The 18,111-nt window shown below is 63.5% G+C and carries 14 protein-coding genes and 2 pseudogenes; 4 read left to right on the top strand and 12 right to left on the bottom strand.

The genetic code is table 11. The annotated features are described in order from the left end of the window. Window positions 1-209 (top strand): annotated as a pseudogene (locus E3O11_RS17745) (PKD domain-containing protein); the annotation flags it as partial. 356 nt (window positions 210-565) lie between these two features. Here the strand turns inward: E3O11_RS17745 and E3O11_RS15260 are convergent. From E3O11_RS15260 to E3O11_RS15275, 4 genes are all read right to left on the bottom strand, one after another. Further along, window positions 566-1,852, bottom strand: a complete 1,287-nt coding sequence (locus tag E3O11_RS15260; protein ID WP_092450446.1) for a citrate synthase — start codon at window positions 1,850-1,852, stop codon at window positions 566-568. 208 nt (window positions 1,853-2,060) lie between these two features. Beyond that, window positions 2,061-3,161, bottom strand: coding sequence for a succinyldiaminopimelate transaminase (gene dapC / locus E3O11_RS15265; protein WP_277871290.1), 1,101 nt, complete (start codon window positions 3,159-3,161; stop codon window positions 2,061-2,063). A 9-nt stretch (window positions 3,162-3,170) separates the two neighbouring features. Continuing rightward, complete coding sequence (gene fdxA / locus E3O11_RS15270) at window positions 3,171-3,494, bottom strand: ferredoxin (RefSeq protein WP_092450266.1); 324 nt, start codon at window positions 3,492-3,494, stop codon at window positions 3,171-3,173. A gap of 36 nt (window positions 3,495-3,530) precedes the next feature. Beyond that, a complete protein-coding gene (locus tag E3O11_RS15275; RefSeq protein ID WP_092450268.1) occupies window positions 3,531-4,508 on the bottom strand; it encodes a hypothetical protein in 978 nt (325 codons plus the stop codon). Window positions 4,509-4,658: 150 nt separating this feature from the next. Between E3O11_RS15275 and efeU the strand changes: the two genes are divergently transcribed. From efeU to efeB, 3 genes are read left to right on the top strand one after another with little or no spacing between them, the layout of a single operon-like run. Further along, window positions 4,659-5,528 (top strand): iron uptake transporter permease EfeU, encoded by an 870-nt coding sequence (efeU, locus tag E3O11_RS15280; protein ID WP_092450271.1) that lies wholly within the window; start codon window positions 4,659-4,661, stop codon window positions 5,526-5,528. Between the two features lie 28 nt (window positions 5,529-5,556). Continuing rightward, complete coding sequence (gene efeO, locus E3O11_RS15285) at window positions 5,557-6,726, top strand: iron uptake system protein EfeO (protein ID WP_092450272.1); 1,170 nt, start codon at window positions 5,557-5,559, stop codon at window positions 6,724-6,726. Next, the gene (gene efeB, locus E3O11_RS15290; protein ID WP_092450274.1) at window positions 6,723-8,054 is read left to right on the top strand and encodes an iron uptake transporter deferrochelatase/peroxidase subunit; all 1,332 of its coding nucleotides are present in this window, start codon (window positions 6,723-6,725) and stop codon (window positions 8,052-8,054) included. Before efeO ends, efeB begins: the two co-directional genes overlap by 4 nt. A 172-nt stretch (window positions 8,055-8,226) precedes the next feature. Here the strand turns inward: efeB and typA are convergent, their stop codons facing one another. From typA to E3O11_RS15325, 8 genes and pseudogenes are all read right to left on the bottom strand, one after another. After that, window positions 8,227-10,137 carry a translational GTPase TypA gene (typA, locus tag E3O11_RS15295; RefSeq protein WP_092450276.1) on the bottom strand — a complete coding sequence of 637 codons (1,911 nt, stop codon included), beginning with the start codon at window positions 10,135-10,137 and terminating at the stop codon, window positions 8,227-8,229. A gap of 199 nt (window positions 10,138-10,336) precedes the next feature. Then, window positions 10,337-10,627, bottom strand: coding sequence for an IS66 family transposase (locus E3O11_RS15300; RefSeq protein WP_092450278.1), 291 nt, complete (start codon window positions 10,625-10,627; stop codon window positions 10,337-10,339). A gap of 300 nt (window positions 10,628-10,927) precedes the next feature. Next, window positions 10,928-11,254 carry a hypothetical protein gene (locus E3O11_RS15305; RefSeq protein WP_134479032.1) on the bottom strand — a complete coding sequence of 109 codons (327 nt, stop codon included), beginning with the start codon at window positions 11,252-11,254 and terminating at the stop codon, window positions 10,928-10,930. 70 nt (window positions 11,255-11,324) lie between these two features. Beyond that, a pseudogene (locus E3O11_RS18835) lies at window positions 11,325-11,567 on the bottom strand (DUF6444 domain-containing protein); the annotation flags it as partial. 173 nt (window positions 11,568-11,740) lie between these two features. After that, window positions 11,741-13,519 carry an ABC transporter ATP-binding protein gene (locus E3O11_RS15310; protein ID WP_092450282.1) on the bottom strand — a complete coding sequence of 593 codons (1,779 nt, stop codon included), beginning with the start codon at window positions 13,517-13,519 and terminating at the stop codon, window positions 11,741-11,743. After that, window positions 13,516-14,514 carry an ABC transporter permease gene (locus E3O11_RS15315; protein WP_092450284.1) on the bottom strand — a complete coding sequence of 333 codons (999 nt, stop codon included), beginning with the start codon at window positions 14,512-14,514 and terminating at the stop codon, window positions 13,516-13,518. The genes E3O11_RS15310 and E3O11_RS15315 overlap by 4 nt, the downstream gene beginning before the upstream one ends. Beyond that, a complete protein-coding gene (locus tag E3O11_RS15320) occupies window positions 14,514-16,052 on the bottom strand; it encodes an ABC transporter permease (protein WP_092450286.1) in 1,539 nt (512 codons plus the stop codon). The genes E3O11_RS15315 and E3O11_RS15320 overlap by 1 nt, the downstream gene beginning before the upstream one ends. A gap of 238 nt (window positions 16,053-16,290) precedes the next feature. Further along, the gene (locus E3O11_RS15325) at window positions 16,291-18,066 is read right to left on the bottom strand and encodes an ABC transporter family substrate-binding protein (RefSeq protein WP_241991177.1); all 1,776 of its coding nucleotides are present in this window, start codon (window positions 18,064-18,066) and stop codon (window positions 16,291-16,293) included. Window positions 18,067-18,111: the final 45 nt, after the last annotated feature.

Raw genomic sequence — 18,111 nt, forward strand, 5'->3', positions numbered from 1 at the left:
CCAGCCACAAGTACACGGCCCAGGGCACCTACTCCATCGTCCTCACCATCAAATACCAAGCCGACTACAGCTTCGGCGACCAAGGCTGGCGCCCAGTCGACGGCACCATAACCATGCCCTCAGCCCCATTCACCGTCATGGCCGCAAACGAATCCACCGTACTCGTCGCCGAAGACTGCCTCACCAACCCCCACGGCCCCGGCTGCTGACCACAGCGGCGCGACTCCCTCCGCCTGACCGTGCAGCGGATGCTCGCCGAAACTGTCCCGGCCAACTCTGGCCGCACGAGACGCACGAGACGCACGAGACGCACGAGACGCACGAGACGCCAACTCTGGCCCCATCGTTCTTGCGACATGCCATCTTTTGCCCCATGGCGAGGTCCCCAGGGGCTCGCGAAGGGGCCAAAGGTGGCACGTCACCTTCGAACCCACCCGGTCAAGGGAAAAGTGGAACCTCACGCACGTCGGGCGGGTAGGCAGGCGCACAGCGACGGCGAGACGCCACCGCAACCCAATTGGTGACGACTTGAGATCGGACAGCGAGGCGGCGAACAGCCGACCCGCTAACGGCGCAGGTAGTCCCGGGCCGGGGAGCCCACGTAGAGCTGCTGCGGGCGACCGATCTTGGTGGCCGGATCCTCGTTCATTTCACGCCAGTGCGCGACCCAGCCAGGCAACCGACCGATCGCGAAGAGCACGGTGAACATGCGGGTCGGAAAGCCCATCGCCTTGTAGATGACGCCGGTGTAGAAGTCGACGTTGGGGTACAGACGGCGTTCCTTGAAGTAGTCGTCGCTCAGCGCAATGTGCTCGAGTTCCTGCGCGATGTCGAGCAGGTCGTCCTTGACGCCGAGAGCCGCGAGTACCTCGTGGGCGCTCTCCTTGACCAGGGTGGCGCGCGGGTCGTAGTTCTTGTAGACCCGGTGGCCGAAGCCCATCAGCTTCACGCCGTGCTCTTTGTTCTTGACGCGTTCGACGTACTTCTCGACGCCCTGACCGGATGCCTGGATCTCGCCGAGCATCGCGAGCACTGCTTCGTTGGCGCCACCGTGCAGCGGACCGAACAGGGCGTTAATGCCGGCCGAAACGGACGCGAACAGGTTGGCCTCGGTCGAACCGACCAGGCGCACCGTCGAGGTGCTCGCGTTCTGCTCGTGGTCTTCGTGCAGCATGAGCAGGCGTTCAAGCGCCTTGCTGACGACCGGGTTGACCTCGTACGGTTCGGCCATGTTGCCGAAGTTGAGCTTGAGAAAGTTGTCGACGAAGCTCAGCGAGTTATCGGGGTAGAGAAACGCCTGCCCAATGCTCTTCTTGTGCGCGTAGGCGGCCATGACCGGCAGCTTGGCCAGCAGACGGATGGTCGAGATCTCGACCTGCTCCGGATCCTTCGGGTCGAGCGAATCCTGATAGAACGTCGACAGTGCCGAGACGCCGGACGCGAGAACGCTCATCGGGTGGGCCTTGTGCGGCAGGGAGTCGAAGAAGCGGCGCATGTCTTCGTGCAGAAGAGTGTGGTGACGGATGCGATCGTCAAAGTTGGCGAGTTCACTCGCGCTAGGCAGCTCACCGTAGATGAGCAGCCAGGCCGTCTCGAGAAAGTTCGAGTTCTTGGCGATCTGTTCGATCGGATACCCGCGATAGCGCAGGATGCCGGCATCGCCGTCGATGTAGGTGATCGCGGAGCGGGTGGCCGCCGTGTTCACGAAGCCGTAGTCCAGCGTGGTGAGGCCGGTCTTCTTGGTCAGGGTTGAGATGTCGATGCTCGACACGCCGTCCACGCTGGTCAGGATCGGGAACTCTGCGCTGCCGCCGGGAAAGGTAAGCGTGACCTTGTTGGGGTCAGCGCTCATCGGTTCGCCGGTTGTAATGTGCTGCGCAACGTCGGTCACGGAACCTCCTCGGGTCTCACTGACGGATGAAATGTGGCGACGCGTCACTGAGTCGGCACTTTAACTTACTGCCGTGGTCGACTCCGTCGCGACTACAGCCTAATCTGCCCGGCCGCCTACTGTTGCATCAGCTAAGAGTTCGGGCGGTTCGTTGGTGATCATCCACAGGTCAGGCGCGCAAGCGAGCAGCAGCTGCGGCGATACGTTCGTCGGTCGCGGTCAGCGAGAACCGTATGTGCTCGGGGTAGGCGTCACCATAGAACGGGCCGGGGCCGGCGAGGATCCCGAGGGAGGCCATCCGTTCGATGGATTGCCAGGCTGGTCGACCCTCGGTCGCCCACAGATACAGGCCGGCCTCGCTGCGGTCGATTCGAAAACCGGCCTGTTCGAGCGCCGGCCGGAGCACAACGCGGCGCGCTCGATAGCGTTCCTTTTGCGCGGCGACGTGCTCGTCGTCGCCGAGGGCAGCGATCATGGCAGCCTGCAGCGGTGCCGGCAGCATGAGTCCGGCGTGCTTGCGCACGGTGAGCACCCGGCCCAGCACGTCGCTGTCACCGGCCGCGAAGGCCGCACGGTACCCGGCCATGTTGGACTGTTTGCTCAGGGAATAGATCGCGACGATCTTGCGCTGATCCCCCTCGATGACGCGGGGGTCAAGAATGCTCGGGATCGGTTCGGTGTCATACGGGGCGTCCCAGCCGAGTTCGGCGTAGCACTCGTCGTTCACGATCACGGCGTCGAGTTCGCGCGCGCGGTCGACGGCGGCGCGCAGCTCGTCGACCGAGAGTACCCGCCCGTCGGGGTTGCCCGGGCTGTTCAGCCAGATCAACTTGGTCGAGTCCGGCCATTCGGCAGGGTCGTCGGCGGCCAGGGGCGTGGCGCCCGCGATCGCGGCGCCGATCGCGTAGGTCGGGTAGGCGGCAAGCGGATGCACGATCGTGTCACCCTCGCCGACGCCGAGCATGAACGGCATGAGCGCGACGAGTTCCTTGGAACCGATCGTGGGCAGCACGTTGTTCGACTCCAGGCCGGTCACCCCGCGGCGCCGGGCATACCAAGCGATGATCGCCTGCTGCAGGGCGGGCGTGCCGACGGTCTGCGGGTAGGCGTGGGCATCCGTCGCCGCGCGCAGCGACTGCTGCACCACGTGGGGCGTTGCATCGACCGGCGAACCGATCGACAGGTCGACGATTCCATCGGGGTGCTGCCGGGCCTGAGCGGCAAACGGCACCATCTGGTCCCAGGGGTAATCCGGGAGCGGCTTCAGCACGAAGACCGCTTAGTGCTGAACCTGCGGCGGCACCGCGGAGATGATGGGGTGGTCCTTGGCGAGCACGCCGACCTTGGCCGCGCCGCCCGGGGAGCCGAGGTCGTCGAAGAATTCGACGTTGGCCTTGTAATAATCGGCCCACTGTTCGGGCAGGTCGTCTTCGTAGTAGATGGCCTCGACCGGGCAGACCGGTTCGCAGGCGCCGCAGTCGACGCACTCATCGGGGTGAATATAGAGGGAGCGTTCGCCCTCATAAATGCAGTCCACCGGGCATTCGTCGATGCAGGCACGATCTTTCACATCGACGCACGGAAGAGCGATCACATACGTCACAGGCTTGGGATTCCCTTCGAGAGCGGACTCCTGATTCTACGCCCCACCGCCCTGGTGCGGCGCCCGGAGGCGCGGCGGCAGCTTCGGCCAGGCCAGCACAAAGGCCGCGATCAATGCCGGAACCACGGTCCACAAGGTTCCCGGCAAACCCGCAGGCACGAGCACCGACCCCCCGGAACCGCGCAGCGACAGCACGAAAATGGTCACCAGCAGCCCGGTAGCGGCCAGCCCGACGACGAACCGGTCGCCGATCACGAGGCGCAGGCCGAGCAACAGCGCAGCGATCGCCACGAACGCGATCGTCAGTCCGATCGGCAGCGCGATGCCGAACAGCGTGAGCGTGGCCTGGTGCGCGATGGTTCCCAACACACCAAAGAGGATGCCCACGAGCAGGCCGCCGAGGCCGGCCAGCGATCGGTTCGCGAGAGTGAGGCGAGCGGGCCGGGAGGCGAGCTGCGGCGGGGCGGGGTAAGGGGCATTCGTTTGCAGAAACGTTTCGGTGTCGGTGATCACGTCGGTCGTGCCGTCGACCAGGTCGCGCCTGTGGTCGGTGACGTTCCAGCGCGCGGGAAAATGCGTCAGCGCCCGCAGCTTCTGCTCGAGCTGAGCGCCCACGTCGATCGCCACGAGGCGCTGTCCGGGCGACTGTCGCACCGTTCGGGCCAGAAACACGGGCAGGCCGGCCGCGTGTGCGGCCACGGTCGCGGCGTCGCGCAGAACATCGTCAACGGCGCCGACGACCAGGGCGGTCGCACCGAGTTCATCGATTTCGTTGTGCAGAGCGCTGCTGGGCTCCAGCCCGCGCGGCAGCTCATGCCAGCTGCGCGCGCTAAGCGCGGCCAGCGCGGCCTGCACCGCTGCGGCATCCGTTTCGGTCAGCGTTGTGGCGTAGAGCACGACGACCCTCGCCCCGTCGGCGCGCAATCGGGCAATCGTGCCGCCGGTCAGCGCGGATTCGTCGCCCGGTCGGTCATGCACGAACAGGATCCGCTCACCGCTGCCGGACATGACCATGGGCGCACGCACCGTTTCTGCTCTGCTGGCTATTGATTACGGGCTCAGAATCCAATCGTAACTAGACACGGTCACGATCCACGGGCTAGAGTCAGATTCGGTAAGGTTAGCCTTACCAAAATCGACGCCCGAACCCGACGAGGAACCCCTGTGCTCGCAAACTACCTGATCGGCCTGCGCGAAGGCCTTGAGGCCGCGCTGATCGTGACAATTCTCATCGCCTACGTCGTGAAAATCGGTCGCCGTGACGTGCTGCCGCGCATCTGGCTCGGTGTGGCCCTGGCCGTGCTGCTCGCCCTCGGCATCGGCGCGCTGCTGACCTTCGGCACCTACGGGCTGTCGTTCACCGCACAGGAGACCATCGGCGGCGTGCTCTCGATCGTCGCGACCGGGCTGGTGACCTGGATGGTGTTCTGGATGCTGCGCACCGCACGCGACCTCAAGGGCCACCTGCAGGGCAACATCGACAAACACCTCGTCGGTGCAGGCCTCGGACTCGTGCTCGTGGCATTCCTTGCCGTCGGCCGGGAGGGCATCGAAACGGCCCTGTTCATCTGGGCGGCCGTGCAGGCCACCGGCGCCACGACCCTGCCGCTGTTCGGTGCTGCGCTCGGTATCCTGACGGCAATCGGCCTCGGCGCTCTGATCTACGCCGGCATGCTCAAGATCAACCTGGCGAAGTTCTTCACCTATACCGGCGCCATCCTCATCGTCGTGGCGGCTGGTGTGCTTTCCTACGGCGTGCACGACCTGCAGGAGGCCGGCCTACTGCCCGGGCTGCACGCCCTCGCCTTCAATGTGAGCGCCGCCGTGCCTCCGGACAGCTGGTACGGCACGCTGCTCAAGGGCACCCTGAACTTCTCCCCCGCCACCACCTGGCTGGAGATGTTCGCCTGGCTGGCCTATGCCGTGCCCACCCTGACGGTGTTCATCAGAAAGAGCCGTCACGGCCGCCCGAGCGCCCGCCCGGCCCTGGCTCTACCAACCGCACCGGCGCCCACGCCCGTCGCCGCGCACTAACTCTTCTCGCCCAGCTCAAAGGATCTCCATGCCCCGTGTCTTACGTTCCGCCAGCCTGCTCGGCCTCGGCGTTCTCGGTATCGGCCTGCTGAGCGGCTGCGTCGCCAACAGCCCGGCGGCCACCCACACCGCGCTCACGGTGGACAGCAGCGCGACCGACTGCGCGGTGAGCGCGAACGAGGCGCCGACCGGCAGCATCCGTTTCTCGGTCACCAATTCCGGTGACCAGGTGACCGAGTTCTACCTGCTGGCCGCAGACGGCCTGCGCATCGTGGGTGAGGCGGAGAATATCGGTCCAGGACTCACCCGCGACCTGGTCGTGGAGCTCGCCGAGGGCAGCTACTTCACCGCCTGCAAACCGGGCATGACCGGCGACGGCGTCGGCAAGGCCGAGTTCACCGCCACCAAAACGGATGCCGCCGCCACCGTCGACGTCGACCTCGTCACCCAGATCGATACCTCGAACACAAACTACGCCTCCTACGTAAGCGACCAGATCGACCAACTCGTCACCGGCACCGACGCGTTCGCCGCCGCCTATTCAGCCGGGGACGACGACACCGCCCGCAGCCTGTACGCCTCCACCCGGGTGCACTGGGAGCGCGTCGAAACCATCGCCGAATCGTTCGGCGACCTCGACCCCAAGCTCGACCTGCGCGAAGCCGACCTCGAAGAGGGCCAAAACTGGACCGGCTGGCACGCCATCGAGAAGGATCTCTGGCCGCAAGACGCTGAGGCGGGTTTCGTGGCCTACACCGCCGAGAAGCGTGCGGCGCTCACCGAGCAGCTCGTCGCCGACACCGCCACCCTGCACGAGAAGGTGCAGGGCCTCACGTTCACCCTGTCGCAGCAGACCAACGGGGCCATCGGCCTGCTCGACGAGGTCGCCACCGGCAAGGTCACCGGCGAGGAAGAAGCCTGGTCGCACACCGACCTCTGGGATTTCCAGGCCAACGTCGACGGCGCCAAAGTGCTTTACGACGGGGTGCGACCGATACTGCTCAAAACGGATGCCGACCTGGCCGCTGCGCTCGACACCGAGTTCGGTTCGCTGCAGACACTGCTCGACGCCCAACGCGTTGATGAGGGCTTCAGGCTCTACACCGACCTCACTCCGGCCGAGATTCGCGCCCTCGCCGACCAGGTCAACGCGCTCGGCGAGCCGCTCAACCAGCTCACGGTCGCGCTCGTGTTGTGACGGGCTGGACCGGTTCTAAGCGGGCAGAATCCAGCGAGGCCGGGTCCACCAAACCGGCCGGCACAGCACGAGGCCTCTCCCGGCGCGGGCTACTCGGCCTCGCCGGGGCCAGCGTCGCCGGCATCGGGCTGGGCGCAGCCGGGGACCGGGTGGCGCTGGCGGCGTCGGCGTCGCCGGGTGAGGCATCCGCTTCGGCGGTCTACCCGTTCTATGGCAGCCACCAGGCCGGCATTGTCACGCCCGCCCAGGATCGCCTGCACTTTGCCGCGTTCGACGTCTCGGCGGGCGTGACGCGAGCCGAGCTGATCGAGCTGCTCCAGGACTGGACGGTCGCGGCGGCCGCGATGTGCGCCGGAGCGGATATCGGCGAGTACGGCGCCGTCAGCGGCCCCTACGATGCCCCACCCGAGGACACCGGTGAGGCGCAGGGGCTGCCCACGGCCGGCCTTACGATCACGTTCGGCTTCGGTCCGACCCTGTTTGAAACAGCGGATGGCGTCGATCGCTTCGGCATCATCGCCCGCCGCCCGGCCAATCTGACGCCGCTTCCGCACTTTCCCGGGGACGACCTCGATGCCGGCCGAAGCGACGGAGACCTGTGCATCCAGGCCTGTTCCAATGATCCGCAGGTGGCCGTGCACGCCATTCGCAATCTGTCCCGCATCGCCTTCGGCCGGGCGGCCCTGCGCTGGTCCCAGCTCGGATTCGGACGAACCTCATCGACATCAACGGCCCAGGCCACCCCGCGCAACCTGTTCGGATTCAAGGACGGCACCGCCAACATAAAGGCCGAGGAGCCCGCGGTCGTCACCGACCAGGTCTGGGTGTCCGCGGACGTCGGGCCCGCCTGGCTGACCGGCGGCTCCTACCTGGTGGCGCGGCGAATCCGGATGACCATTGAAACCTGGGATCGCACGATTCTTCGCGAGCAGGAGGCGGTGTTCGGCCGCACCAAGGGTGCCGGTGCTCCGCTGTCAGGCGGAACCGAGTTCAGCGAGCCAGATTTCACTCTGGCCGGCCGCGAGAATGAGCCGCTCATCGGTGCTGCAGCACACGTGCGGCTCGCGCATCCGACCCAGAACCACGGCATGAAGCTGCTGCGTCGTGGCTACAACTTCGTCGACGGCAACGATGACCTGGGGCGGCTCGAGGCCGGTCTTTTCTTCATCAGCTTTCAGCGGTCTCCGGCACAGTTCACCGCGGTGCAGCTCAACCTGGCCAAGCACGATGCGCTCAACGAGTACATTCGGCACGTCGGGAGCGCGCTGTTCGCGGTGCCAGCCGGGGCAAGCCCAGGGAGCTACGTAGGCGCGGCTCTGTTCGCCTAAAAGGACTCAAAGACAAGAGACTCAAAGACACAAAGAGTGGGTGCGCAACCAAGCCGAGTTTCGGGGCCATTTGAGCGATTTATGGGGCCAAGATTCACGGGTCGGCGAGGATTAATGCGGGAAGCCCCCGCAGCCGAGGCTGCGAGGGCTTCTGCGAGAAAGCAGGTGCGAGTTAGTTCGCGTCCATCTTCTTCACGCGCGAAACCTGGCGCGAGCGAGCGGATGCGGTGAGCTCGACCTTGCGAATACGCACGGCGGCGGGGGTGACCTCGACGCACTCGTCTTCACGGGCGAATTCGAGGCACTGCTCAAGCGAGAGCTGCTTGGGCGGTGTCATCGACTCGAACGTGTCGGAGCTGGACTGACGCATGTTGGTCAGTTTCTTTTCCTTGGTGATGTTCACGTCCATGTCGTCGGCGCGCGAGTTCTCGCCGATGACCATGCCTTCGTAGACCTCGGAGGTCGGCTGCACGAAGAACGACATGCGCTCCTGCAGGTTGATGATCGCGAACGGGGTGACCGCTCCCGAACGGTCGGCCACGATGGAACCGTTCGTGCGGGTGTTGATGGTGCCAGCCCAGGGCTCGTAGCCGTGCAGGATCGCGTTGGCGATACCGGTACCGCGCGTGTCGGTGAGGAACTGCGTGCGGAAGCCGATCAGGCCGCGCGATGGAACGATGAATTCCATGCGAACCCAGCCGGTGCCGTGGTTCGCCATGTTCTCCATGCGACCCTTGCGGGCGGCGAGCAGCTGCGTGATGGCACCGAGGTACTCTTCCGGAGCGTCAATGGTGAGGTGCTCGAAGGGCTCGTGTACCTTGCCGTCGACGCGCTTCACAACTACCTGCGGCTTGCCGACGGTGAGCTCGAAGCCCTCACGACGCATCTGCTCGACCAGGATGGCGAGGGCCAGTTCTCCACGACCCTGAACCTCCCAGGCGTCCGGGCGTCCGATGTCGACGACCTTGAGCGAGACGTTACCGACGAGTTCGCGGTCGAGGCGGTCCTTGACCATGCGGGCGGTGAGCTTGTGGCCCTTGACCTTGCCCATGAGCGGCGAGGTGTTGGTTCCGATGGTCATCGAGATGGCCGGGTCGTCAACCGTGATGGTCGGCAACGGGCGCACGTCGTCGGGGTCGGCGAGGGTCTCACCAATGGTGATGTTCTCGATACCGGCCACGGCCACGATGTCGCCGGGGCCGGCGCTCTCGGTCGGGTAGCGGTCCAGCGCCTTGGTGATGAGCAGCTCGGTGATCTTCACGTTGCTGACGGTGCCGTCCTGCTGCACCCAGGCCACGGTCTGGCCCTTCTTAATGGTGCCCTGGAAGATGCGCAGCAGCGCGAGGCGGCCGAGGAACGGCGAGGCGTCGAGGTTGGTGACGTGGGCCTGAAGCGGGTGCGTGTCATCGTAGGTCGGTGCCGGAATGTGCTTGAGGATCGCATCGAACAGCGGCTCGAGGTCATCGTTGTCGGGCAGCGTACCGTCTTCGGGCTTGTTCCAGCTGGCAGCACCGTTACGACCGGAGGCGTAGACGACGGGCACGTCGAGGACGGCATCGAGGTCGAGGTCGGGAAAGTCGTCGGCCATGTCGCTCGCGAGGCCGATGAGCAGGTCCTGGCTTTCGGCCACGACCTCATCGATGCGCGCGTCGGGACGGTCGGTCTTGTTGACCAGGAGGATGACGGGAAGCTTGGCCTCCAGCGCCTTGCGGAGCACGAAGCGGGTCTGCGGCAGCGGGCCCTCGGAAGCGTCAACCAGCAGAACAACACCGTCGACCATGGACAGGCCACGTTCGACCTCACCACCGAAGTCAGCGTGGCCCGGGGTGTCGATCACGTTGATGGTGATGGGCCCCTCGGTGGCGTGGATGCCCTTGTACGAGACCGCCGTGTTCTTGGCGAGAATCGTGATGCCCTTTTCGCGCTCGAGTTCATTCGAGTCCATCGCGCGCTCTTCAACGTGTGAGTGGTCTGCGAAGGAGTCGGTCTGCTTGAGCATCGCGTCAACCAGCGTCGTCTTACCGTGGTCAACGTGAGCAACGATTGCAACATTTCGGAGGTTATTGCGTGTAGCAATCGCCATAAAAATAGATCCTTACGAAGAATGAGTGCCGCAGAGTCTCGCGCGCGACGAAGAATGGATACCAGGGGTCATAATGTGACCCAAAGTACAATCCTACCGTATGGTTTCGACGCTCCGGCGGGGTAACTAGTCACGCTCTTGGAGAAGGCCCTGCGTTTCCCTGACTCGCCGGGTTCTGACTGGTGCCAGGCGGTCGTGGTCAGGGCTGACCGGGGAGCCAGCTGTTGCCTGTAGGGGCGTCGAGTAGGACTTCGAACTCGATCACTGCCTGTTTCCTGACCGTGGACATCACGGAACGGATGACCACGATGTGTTCTGTGCCCGCGATTGAGCGTAGACATCCCGAGATTTTTTGGCGGAACTTGACCATTCTGATGTCGCGTTCGGCCTGATTGTTTCCGAACGAAACCGTGAAGTCGGTGGTGAAGCACAGCACGTCGGCTTGGTGCAGCCCCAACCTGATGAGCAGTCGTCGCGGCTCCGCTTGCATGATATGCTCCCCGGTTTTTGGGTGAACGAGGGCCGGAACTGTTCATCACCGGTCGTGACGATTTCCGCATATCTCTGCCGGACTGCTTTGAGTGCTCCGTTCAAGAGGCCGGTGTCTCTGCGGGCTTTAACCTCTTCAACCTGCCGATGCGTGGCGAAGAGGAATTCGCTCATCCGTTTCGCCCACCCCGCCTCTGGGTGTCTTCAGTGATTCTCTGTAACTCGCGGAGGTGGTGGGCGTTGCATAAACCATGGCTTGCGGCGGTGAAGGTCTTGTTGGGCTCCTACCCGTCGTGGACCATTACCCCGGTGAATGACTGCAGCACCCACCGTTCAACATGCCCGCCAGTCCCCGTTTCGGGGCGATATGGAACACGGGGTTCAGGAACAGATCGTTGAACACTGCCGCGGTGCGGGCAGCGTGCAGATAGTGCACGTTGATCAGGTAAGCGCAGACCGCGTGCAGCCTCGGCCCGTAGGACACCGCATATTTTACGTCAGCCGGGAACACGCCCGTGGTACCGATGTCACACCGGCACAGCTTCTCGATCCGTCGATGCTCGACAGTTTCCGCCCTGATCGGCGGGACGTCAACGACTTGCCGCTTCGCAGTGATGGTCCCGGTCACGCCACGCGATGAACTCCCACAGCCGCGGCAGCTGGTGGGTTTATAGCGGAGAACCGAGTCGGTATTGTCGTCATCGACCCGAAGCGCCACTGCAGCCGCCCTGTTTTCTCTGCGGTTTACCGGAAGATTCACGAAGCGATCGAGCCTTGCTGGCGGTCTTGCAGAAGCTGTCCGTCTTGGGCGGTTTCGAGCAGTTTATCGAGTTCTTATCCAGTCGGGAACCCAACGTTGCATTGTCTTGCTCGAGACGATCGACCCGTTTCTCCAATCGATCAACCGTCGCGTTGAACTCAGCCTGGTTACCAACGTTTTTTTCATTAGGTCGGCGACCGTGCGAAGTAACTCGCCATGCGAGGGAACCCTGACGATGACGTCATCGTTGCAGAGACAAAGTCCAAAATATTCTTGAATCGCCGATAACTGCAAAACCCACCACAGAGAACCTGACTTGTAACCCGACGGGATCCGCCGGCCGAGGCTCTCCCGTCAGTCGACCGCAGTGCGCATCAGGGCAAGTCGCAACTGCCGTCGATCACGCTGCGCGTCGGGGTCCGGCACGGGAATTGCCGCAATGAGTCGCTGGGTATACGGGTTCGCCGGTGCTCGCAGAACGTCGTCACGTGAACCGGTCTCCACGATCCTCCCCTTGTGCATGACGGCAATGCGGTCGGCCATGATGTCGATCACGGCGAGGTCGTGGCTGATGAACAGGCAGGCGAATTTCATCCTCTCCTGCAGTTCTTTGAGCAGTGTCAGGACTGTCGCCTGCACTGAAACATCCAGAGCGGATGTCGGCTCGTCAGCGACCAGCAGGAGCGGGCTCAGGCTCAGAGCCCTGGCGATACCGACCCGCTGCTTCTGTCCGCCAGACAATTCGTGCGGGTACCGGTTGCGGTACGACCGCGGCAGTTGCACGCTGTCCAGGAGCTCCTCGACCCGCAGGCCGAGAGCCTTTCCGCGCGCTTCACCCGCGAGCTTGAGCGGCTCACCAATGCTGTCGCCGATGGAGAGGCGCGGATTGAGTGAGGAGGACGGATCCTGGAACACGATTCCGACGCGGCGACGAAGCCCGCGCAAGTCCTTGCTCGAGGCATGGCTAATGTCGCGTCCGGTCACAATGAGCGAGCCCTCTGAAATGGGCTGCAGTCCGACGGCAGCTCGCCCGACGGTTGTTTTGCCCGATCCGGACTCGCCGACGAGGCCGAGAACCTCACCGGGGCTGATGCTCAGGGAGACGCGGTCAACGGCCTTGAACGCCTTGATCTTGCGGCGTTGACCGAACTCCACAGAAATATCGTCCATGCGCAGGGCTCCGTCGGGTGACACTGGCCGGTCGGTGCGTGTGGTCCGGTCGGTGGTCGTGACGGGGCCCTGTTCCAGGGCCTTCATGAGCGCGGCCGACACGTCGATGGCACCGGTCGCGTCGTCCGGGCCGAAACCGAACCCGAGACGGGGCACGGCCGCCAGCAACGCTCGCGTGTAAGGGTGCTTGGGGGCAGAGAAGATCTGATGCACCTCCCCCGCCTCTACGATCTCTCCGTCTTTCATGACCACGATGTCGTCGGCGAGGTCGGCGACGACACCCATGTCGTGGGTGATCAGCAGGACGGCACTATTGAGATTGTCGCGCAGGTCGCGCAGCAGCTCAAGGATCTCGGCCTGCACTGTGACGTCGAGTGCCGTGGTCGGCTCGTCGGCGATGAGCAGCATCGGGTCGCAGGACAACGCCTGCGCGATCATGGCCCGCTGCCGCTGACCACCGGAGAGCTGGTGCGGATAGGAGTTGTAGGCCTTCTCAGGGTCGGGCAATTCGACCATGGTAAGCAGTTCGATAGCTCGAACACGCGCGTCAATGGGGCGCATTCCGGTGTGCACCCGAAGTGTCTCAACGATCTGGAACCCGATCGTGAACACCGGGTTGAGCGCCGTCATGGGCTCCTGGAAGATTGCGGCGACCTTGGCTCCACGCACCTGCCGCATGTGGCCGGAGGTCAGGCCACGCAGTTCCTCGCCGTCGAGTTTGATACTGCCGGTCACCCGGGAGTTCCGGGGAAGCAGGTCGAGGATGGCCATTGAGCTCGCGCTCTTGCCCGACCCCGATTCGCCGACCACCGCGAGAATCTGACCGCGCCGGATCGAGTACGAGAGGTTCTTCGCCGCCGGCACCCAGTCGCGTCCCACACCGAACTCAACGCCGACTTTGATCATTTCGAGCACCGGAGCGGTACCGGGCTCAGGAGCGGTTACTGAAATGTGAGCGTTCATTTGAGGACCTTCTTCTGGCGACGTGGGCGGAACCGGCGCTGACGCGGGTCGAACGCGTCGCGCAGTCCGTCGCCAATGAAGTTGATGCAGAGGGCGAGCGTGATGATGAACAGGCCCGGCCACCAGAACAGCCAAGGCCGATGCGCGAACGACGATTGATTGTCGCTGATGAGTCGTCCGAGCGACACATCGGGCGGGCGCACGCCCAACCCGAGAAACCCGAGGGCAACCTCGAGCAGAATGGCGCCAGCCATCAATAGCGTCGCCGCAACGATGACCACGCCGATGGCGTTGGGGAGGATGTGTTTAAAGATGATGCGTGCGTCGGATGCCCCCGCAACGCGAGCGGCCTCGACGAACTCGCGCTCCCGCAGGGTGAAGAATTCACCGCGAACCAGTCGAGCCAGAGTCGTCCAGGTGAACAGACCGAGGAGAATTCCGAGGATGACCGGACCATCGATGGCACCTCCGAGCGTGCTCGCGATCGAGCCGACGAGGGCGCCGATCACGATCACCGGGATGATGATGATGAGGTCGGTGAACCTCATCAAGATGGCGTCGATGACGCCGCGATAGTAGCCGGCAACGGCCCCAATGACGGTGCCAATCACAGTGGCCAGGATGCCCACAATGAACATGACCGTCAACGAATTTTGTATGCCGCGCATGGTCATGGCGAAATAATCCTTGCCAATACGGTCCTGGCCGAACGGATGTTCGCCGAGAAAGACGCCCTCACCCCCGAGCCATTGTGGCACCACAGACATAGTCGGCCGGCCGCCATCGATGAGCGGATTAAGCTGGTTATAGGTGAGGTGCCACCAACCCGGTATCGACCCGACACCAACCACTGACCACGACAGCACGGTGATGAACGCGACGATCAGGATCGAGACGAGCGCGATTTTGTGCTCAACGAACCGACCAAAGATCAGGCGGGCCTGACTGTGACCGACCTGTTCGGATTTCTTTTCCGTCTCGAGCACCTGCGTCATCAGTGGGTCCTCACTCTCGGGTCAAGCGCCGCATACGATAGATCCGCGATCAGGTTGGCGATCAATGCGACGATGGAGACCACCACGAAGTAGGCCATAACGGGGTTGGGGTCGACGTTGCTCAGTGAGCGGATGAAAAGTTGCCCCATTCCGCTAATGGCAAACACTTGTTCTGTGATGATCGCGCCGCCGATGATGGCGCCGATGTCCGCCGCGACGAGCGTCGCGAGCGGGATGAGGGCGTTGCGGAAGGCGTGTCGAACGATGACGGTTCGTTCGTCGAGCCCCTTCGCTCGGGCCGTTCTGATGTAGTCCTGGTCGAGCACGTCGAGCATGCCGGAGCGAACGTATCGGGTGTAACCGGCCAGTGAGATCAGCGTGAGCGAAATCGTGGGCAGCAGAAAATGCGTGAAGGTGTCGATCCCCATGATCCAGATGTCACCGTCCAGCGTCGGTGTGCTCGATCCAACCGTGGCGATGGGACGACCACCGATGGCGCGGTCAGCGCTGTACAGGGCCCAGGACTGCATGAAGCGATCAATGAGCAACAGCCCACCGGATAATACCGCGGTAATCGCGCCGATGCGCATGCTGACGGCGCGATCGTCGCCGCCGACGAGCCATCCGCTGGCCAGTCCCACCACGAGGGTGGCGACGGCGAGAATGCTGATCGTGGCCCAACTCGACATGTCGAACAGGTTCTGCAGGGTGAAGTAGGCGATGACGGCCAGGCCGGCGTTAATGAGGGCGGTGGTCATGGCGCGGCGGTCCTTGAACCCGGCAATGAGCCCGGTAACCAAAACCGCGACGCCGAACGCTGATACGGCGATCATCACCGCTCCAAGCCCCGGGTTGCGGAACCAGTCACTCAAGTTGAAGAACACCAGCAGTGCCGTGGTAGCCAGCCCGGAAATGACAAAGACGATTACGCGACGCCGCCGCGGACCGGCGACCATGGCCTGCCAGATGATTCCGGCAACCACGGCGATTCCCAGAATGGCTGGGAGGGAGATCACCGGTTGGGCCAGAAAGTCGTTGAAGCCGATCGCGAGGAATTCCTTGAGCAGGACAGCGATCCAAAAGGCCGGCATCGAAAACAGCAGAAAGATGATGAACGTGACCGAGTAGTCGAATCCGGTGTTGTGTCGCAGGGCCGAGACGATGCCGATCGTGATCCCAACGACGATCGCTAGGAGCGTGGCGCCCGTGATCAGCTGAATCGTGGAGTCCAGGGCCATCGGGATCAGGCCGGTGACCGGCTGATTGAGGATGTTCACGCCGAGATCGCAGGAATCAGCCATCGGGATGAGGCACTTTGCAGCTCCGGCAAGCCAGCCAAAATAGCGCAAGGGCGCCGGCACATCGAGGTTGAGTTGGTCGGAACGCAGCTGAATGAGCTGGGCCCGGTTGGGGTCGCGGCTGCCGCGAAGTTCCTCGAGCGGATCGCCCGAGAGCGCCGTCAGAATGTACATGATAAAAGATGCTCCGAGTAGGAGCAGGGCGGAGACGAAAACTCGCCTGACAATAAAGCTCAACATTGCTCTAATGAACCTCGCTTGGCCGGGTAGACGGAGCGACATCTTTGTCGTCCGTCGGTCTACGCATGGAAACGTGCAACCCCGCATAGGGCGCGGGTCAGATCGGGGTCGAACACGAGCGGAAGGCAGGTGCGTCGGGGATCGTGATCCCCGACGCACCTATGTTATCTGCGCTGAGCTAGCTCAGTGGCGCTAGCTCAGTGGCATGAGTTGCCTACGAACGGATGCCGGAATCTGGTTACGCAGCCATCGTCCAATCCCAGAAGTTCCAGATCGGGCCAGTCTGCCAAGGGCTGTACTCAATACCGTCGACGTTCGGGCCAAAGGCAATCACGCCGGGCAGGATGTACATCGGAAGTCCGAAACCACCCGCCCAGAGCGCTTTCTCCACCCCAACCTGCAGTTCGACCTGAGTGTCGGCGTCGGTCGTCGCCAGGAGCTGGTCCATCAGGGCATCCGCTGCCGGGTCACTGAAGCCACCGAAGTTGCTGTCTGATGCGGAGTCGAACAACTGAGGAACGCCGAGCACTCCAGCACCGACGGTGCTCCAGCCGAAGATAAAGGCATCCCAGGTCTCGGGAAGTGCAAGGGCGTCGCCCCACTGGTCGGCCGGAAGGCCACCATCAACGACGATGAAACCGGCTTCAGCAGCCGAAGCCTGAATGGCCAGGAACGCGTCGACCCTGTTGGTGTTGGCGTTGCTGTAGGCCAGCCGAACTGTCGGTGTGGCACCGGCGAGCAACGCGGTAGCACCGGAAATGTCAACCGTGTCGTAGGCGTCTGAGCCGTTGGTCGAGGTGGCCTCGTCGTAGCCATTCACGCCCGGGAAGAAGATCTGAGAGTTGAGCAGTTCGGCTTCTGGGTCGAGCGGGCGAATGATCGCGTCGAGAATCTGTTCGCGCGGGATGGTCTTCAGGAAAGCCTCACGCACGTTGGCGTCAGCGAAAACTCCACCGGCCGCAAAGTTCAGGTCGACGTGGTCGTAGCTGCCGGTATCGCCGGTCAGCACCTTGACGCCGGTGAGAGCCTCAAGCGACGACAGCGTATCCGCCGATGCCTGTGGGTTGATGATGTCAACCTCACCGTTCTGCAGCGCCTGTACCTGAGCGTTCGCGTCGCCGATGAACCGCACGACGATCTGGTCGATGCCAACAGGCGACAGGTCGCCGGTGTAGGTGTCGTTGACGGAAAGAGTGACCGACTGTGCCGGGTCCCACGATGAGACCACGAACGGGCCGGACGACAGGTACAACGAAGAATCACTTGGGAGCGACGAAGTCGCGTAACCATTGTTCCAGAAATCAGCGACGGCCCGCAGGTCTGCGTTGGTCTCGACCGGAGCGTCGACGTTGCCCTCGGTTGCGGCTTCCAGAATAGCGATCATGCCATCCGGCTCGAAGCCGGCCTGCTCGGCCAGCACGTGCGCCGGAACGCTCATCGGTGAGAACAACGTCCAATCGGCATAGGGACCGGAGTAGGTGACGGTGATCGACTTGCCGTCATCTCCAACCTCGGGGAAAGCCATCTGGTCGAGGCCGGTCGTGCTGCCGGCCGGGCTGAAGTAGGTCGTGCCGACGGTGGCTTCAGCATCGGCGTCATCGAAGTAGCCGGACTGCGCGGCCCAGCCAAGGAGCATGTCATCGGCGTCGATGGATTCCCCGTCGGACCAGACAACGTCGTCATTGACTGTGTACTTGACCGACAGCGGGTCTTCAGAAAGGAGCTCGACCGTGCCGAACCCCTCGTCATACACCAACGAAGCGGTGTCGTCGAGGTGAAAGAAGTCCCCCTGGGTGAAGTAGTCAAGCTGGTTGTTGATGTCGACGTTTCCGTCTGCCGTCCCGGTGTTGAACGAGCTGAGCTCGTTGACCTCGGCAATGCGCACGGTTCCGCCGGACTCCGCGGGCGTTTCGAGGTCATCAGTAGTGGTGCAACCCGCCAAGAAAAGCGAAGCGACACCCGCTATTGCGCCGGCCATGGCCAGGCGCTTTACGTGTGGTGTTGAAATGAACAAATTTTCCTCCTGTGCAGTGTGTGTGCAAATGACGGCCGCGCATTT

This window comes from Cryobacterium levicorallinum (genome assembly GCF_004402405.1).
GTDB lineage: Bacteria > Actinomycetota > Actinomycetes > Actinomycetales > Microbacteriaceae > Cryobacterium > Cryobacterium levicorallinum.

Coding starts and splice junctions, on each gene's coding strand:
- E3O11_RS15260 (WP_092450446.1), bottom strand. CDS start 1,852: ATGAGCGCTGACCCCAACAAGGTCACGCTTACCTTTCCCGGCGGCAGC.
- E3O11_RS15275 (WP_092450268.1), bottom strand. CDS start 4,508: ATGGTCATGTCCGGCAGCGGTGAGCGGATCCTGTTCGTGCATGACCGA.
- efeO (WP_092450272.1), top strand. CDS start 5,557: ATGCCCCGTGTCTTACGTTCCGCCAGCCTGCTCGGCCTCGGCGTTCTC.
- typA (WP_092450276.1), bottom strand. CDS start 10,137: ATGGCGATTGCTACACGCAATAACCTCCGAAATGTTGCAATCGTTGCT.
- E3O11_RS15300 (WP_092450278.1), bottom strand. CDS start 10,627: ATGCAAGCGGAGCCGCGACGACTGCTCATCAGGTTGGGGCTGCACCAA.
- E3O11_RS15310 (WP_092450282.1), bottom strand. CDS start 13,519: ATGAACGCTCACATTTCAGTAACCGCTCCTGAGCCCGGTACCGCTCCG.
- E3O11_RS15315 (WP_092450284.1), bottom strand. CDS start 14,514: ATGACGCAGGTGCTCGAGACGGAAAAGAAATCCGAACAGGTCGGTCAC.
- E3O11_RS15320 (WP_092450286.1), bottom strand. CDS start 16,052: ATGTTGAGCTTTATTGTCAGGCGAGTTTTCGTCTCCGCCCTGCTCCTA.